3 protein-coding genes are annotated in these 2,933 nt (G+C 73.3%); 2 read left to right on the top strand and 1 reads right to left on the bottom strand.

Annotated features, from left to right (window positions below; translation table 11 throughout):
- On the bottom strand, window positions 1-981 hold a 981-nt coding region (locus ABZ193_RS43490), incomplete at its 3' end, for an Lrp/AsnC family transcriptional regulator (protein ID WP_354714678.1).
- Window positions 982-1,092: 111 nt separating this feature from the next.
- Between ABZ193_RS43490 and ABZ193_RS43485 the strand changes: the two genes are divergently transcribed.
- Both ABZ193_RS43485 and ABZ193_RS43480 read left to right on the top strand, forming a co-directional pair.
- Window positions 1,093-2,421, top strand: coding sequence for an MFS transporter (locus ABZ193_RS43485; protein WP_354714677.1), 1,329 nt, complete (start codon window positions 1,093-1,095; stop codon window positions 2,419-2,421).
- A partial coding sequence (locus ABZ193_RS43480) for a CHASE3 domain-containing protein (protein WP_354714675.1) occupies window positions 2,418-2,933 on the top strand: 516 nt, incomplete at its 3' end. The genes ABZ193_RS43485 and ABZ193_RS43480, both read left to right, overlap by 4 nt.

The following is a 2,933-nucleotide window of genomic DNA, read 5'->3' as shown; positions in this document are numbered from 1 at the left end:
GCCGGCGCGGACCGAAGCCGCGCCGGCCGGGGTGACCAACGGCGCCACCGCCTTCAGCGTCCGCAGGATGGGCGCGGTCTCCAGGTGCGTGATGGCGGGCAGCGCGAGCCGGGTCGTCAGGTACCGGTGCAGTGCGCCGGTGTCCGCGCACAACGCGATCGACAACAGGTTGGTGCGCCCGGTGGTGGCGGCGACGACGGCGAGTTCCGCGTGGCTCGCCAGTTCCGTCGCGACCGCGTCCAGGTGCACCGGGGGCACGGACATCCACAGCAGCGCCGAAGCCGTGATGCCGAGCAGCGCGTCGTCGATCTCGACGTCGAAGAACAACGCGCCGCGCCCGCGGAGTTCGTCGACCCGCCGGGCGACCGTCGATGCCGACCACCCGGTCGCCGCGGCCAGAGCCGTGTAGCCGGCGCGGCCGTCCTGCGCGAGCGCGGCCAGCAGCACACGGTCAGTCTCGCCGAGCTCGACCGGTTCGCCCGTCGGCGCCGGGCGGCTCAGTTCCCGTTGCTGCGCGGGCGAAAGCGCGTCGAGGTGACCGCGCCACGCCGTCGGCCCGCCGAGGTAGGTGTGCAGCAGGTAGTGCGCCGAGACGAACGTGACGCTCGCGGTGCGGGGGACGTCCCGCAGCAGCAGCGAGTTCCCCGCGCCCGGCTCGGCGCGGACGATCGCGACGATCTCCGTGCCGCCTGACGTCAGCCGGACCCAGGCCGTGTCGTCGCGCCGGGCGAGCGCGTGCGCGATGTCGTGCGCGGTGCTCGGCGCCGCGGTGAGCCGGACGATCCACTGCTGCCCACGCGTGCCGGCCGGGTCCGGGAGCCCGGTCACCCGCAGCCCGGCCTCGCGGGTGAGCCGCTGGTAGCGCCGCGTCACGGTCTGAGTCGACGTGCCCAGCACGGCGGCGATCTTCGTGAACGGCGCCCGCGCGTCCAGGTGAAGGGCGTGGAGCAGCCCGCGGTCGAGCTCGTCCAACACGGTCATTTCCCGCACTCTAGCGCTTCTGATGGAGGAATCCGCCAGCTTTCGGCTCAGGAGTGGAACCAGTCTGACCCTCCCCGCACGCTGTCGCCGACCGCGTAGAAGGGAAGCCGGATGAACCACCGAGCGGCGCTGACCGCACTGCTGACCGCCGAAGCGATGAACCTGCTGGACTCGACGATCGTCCAGGTCGCCGCGCCCGCCGTGCACGCGAGCCTGCCCGGGCCGGTGGCGGAGATCCAGTGGTTCAGCGCCGCCTACACCCTGCCGTTCGCCGCGCTGCTGATCACCGGTGGGCGGCTCGGCGACCTCGCCGGGCGCCGGCGGGTGTTCCGGCTCGGCGTGACGGCGTTCCTGCTCACCTCGCTGGCGTGCGCGCTCGCGCCGGCCGTGAACGCGTTGATCGTGTTCCGCGCCGCGCAGGGCGCGTCCGCGGCGGTGATCATCCCGCAGACGATCGGGCTGATCCGCGCGATGTTCACCGGCCCCGCGCTGTCCCGCGCGCTGGGCGCGATCGGCCCGGTCATGGGGCTCGCGGCGGTGTGCGGGCCGGTGCTCGGCGGCGTGCTCACCGAGGCCTGGACCTGGCGGTCGGCGTTCCTGGTGAACGTGCCGCTGTCGGTGATCGTGCTGCTGCTCGCCCGTGGCCTGCCGGAGGACCGCGCGCCCGGCCGCCCGCGCCTGGACCTGCCGGGCACGGTGCTCGCGGTCCTCGGCCTCGGGCTGCTCGTCCACCCGCTGACGCAACCGTCCACTCCGGACTACCGGCTCCTCGCCGCCGGCGCCGTCGTGCTCGTCGTCTTCGTGCTGCACCAGCGCCGCAGCCGCGCTCCGCTCGTCGAACGGTCCCTGTTCGCCGGACGACGGTTCCCGGCCGCGCTGGTCACCTCGGCGCTGTTCTTCACCGCCACCTCGGGCCTGACCCTGGTCGTGGTCCTGCACGAGCAACTGGACGCGGGCGCGGGTGTGCGTGCCGCCGGGCTGACGCTGGTGCCGTGGTCGGCCGGGCTGGGCGTGGCGTCCTGGGTCGCGGGCTCGGTCCTGGTGCCCCGCTTCGGCGACCGCGTGATGCCCGCCGGGCTCGCCGTCTTCGTCACCGGCCTGGTCACCGCGTGCCTGGTGGCCGATCACGCCGCGTTCCTCGGCGCACTGGGGGTGATCGGAATCGGCGCGGGGTTGTTCAGCCCGGCGTTCTTCACCGCGGCGTTGCGCGCGGTGCGCCCAGTGGAAATCGGCTCCGCCGCGGGATTGCTCAACGCGGCGCAGCAACTCGGTGCGACGCTCGGTGTCGCGCTGCTCGGCGGTGTGTTCTTCGGCAGCGGAGCGCCTGCGGCGTACCGGATCGGGATCGCATTGGCGATCGGCGCCGCGGCCGGCGCCGCGGTGATGGCGGGAAAACGACGCTCTCGGTTTTCCGGTGAAGCGGGTTATCGTGTTTCGTGACCATTCCGCGATTCTGGCCGCGGACTTTGCGGTGGCAGGTGATCCTGCTCGTCAGCGGGTTGCTCCTGCTGCTCACCACCACCGCGATCGTCACCACCGCGGCCCGCGTCCACGTGACCGACGTCGGTTCGCGGGTGCGGGACACGCTGCGCCCGGCGCAGGCCGCGGTCGCCGCGCTCGGCCGGGGTTACGTGGACATGGAAACGGGCGAACTCGGTTTTCTGCTGACCCGTGATCCGCAATTCCTGCAGCCCTACGAAACGGGGAGCGCGGCGGTCACCGCGGCGGAGGACAGCATCGCCCGGTTGATGGCGGACGACGCGGAAACGATGGACCTCCTTTCCGCGGTGAGCGCGGCCGGGATCGCCTGGCGGACCCAGGCCGCCGAGCCGGCGATCGCGCGGGCCCCCGCCAACGGCACCCGCGCCGACAACCAACAGGGCCGGGCGTGGGTGGAACCCAATGGCGCCCCGCAGACCGCGCGGGGCGACCCAGACACACACCAGCAACCG

Origin of the sequence: Amycolatopsis sp. NPDC006125 (genome assembly GCF_040614195.1) — a bacterium.
GTDB lineage: Bacteria > Actinomycetota > Actinomycetes > Mycobacteriales > Pseudonocardiaceae > Amycolatopsis_E > Amycolatopsis_E tucumanensis.
Note: the sequence above shows the minus strand (reverse complement) of the source record. Positions and strands in the feature narration are given on the sequence as shown.

Coding starts and splice junctions, on each gene's coding strand:
- ABZ193_RS43485 (WP_354714677.1), top strand. CDS start 1,093: ATGAACCACCGAGCGGCGCTGACCGCACTGCTGACCGCCGAAGCGATG.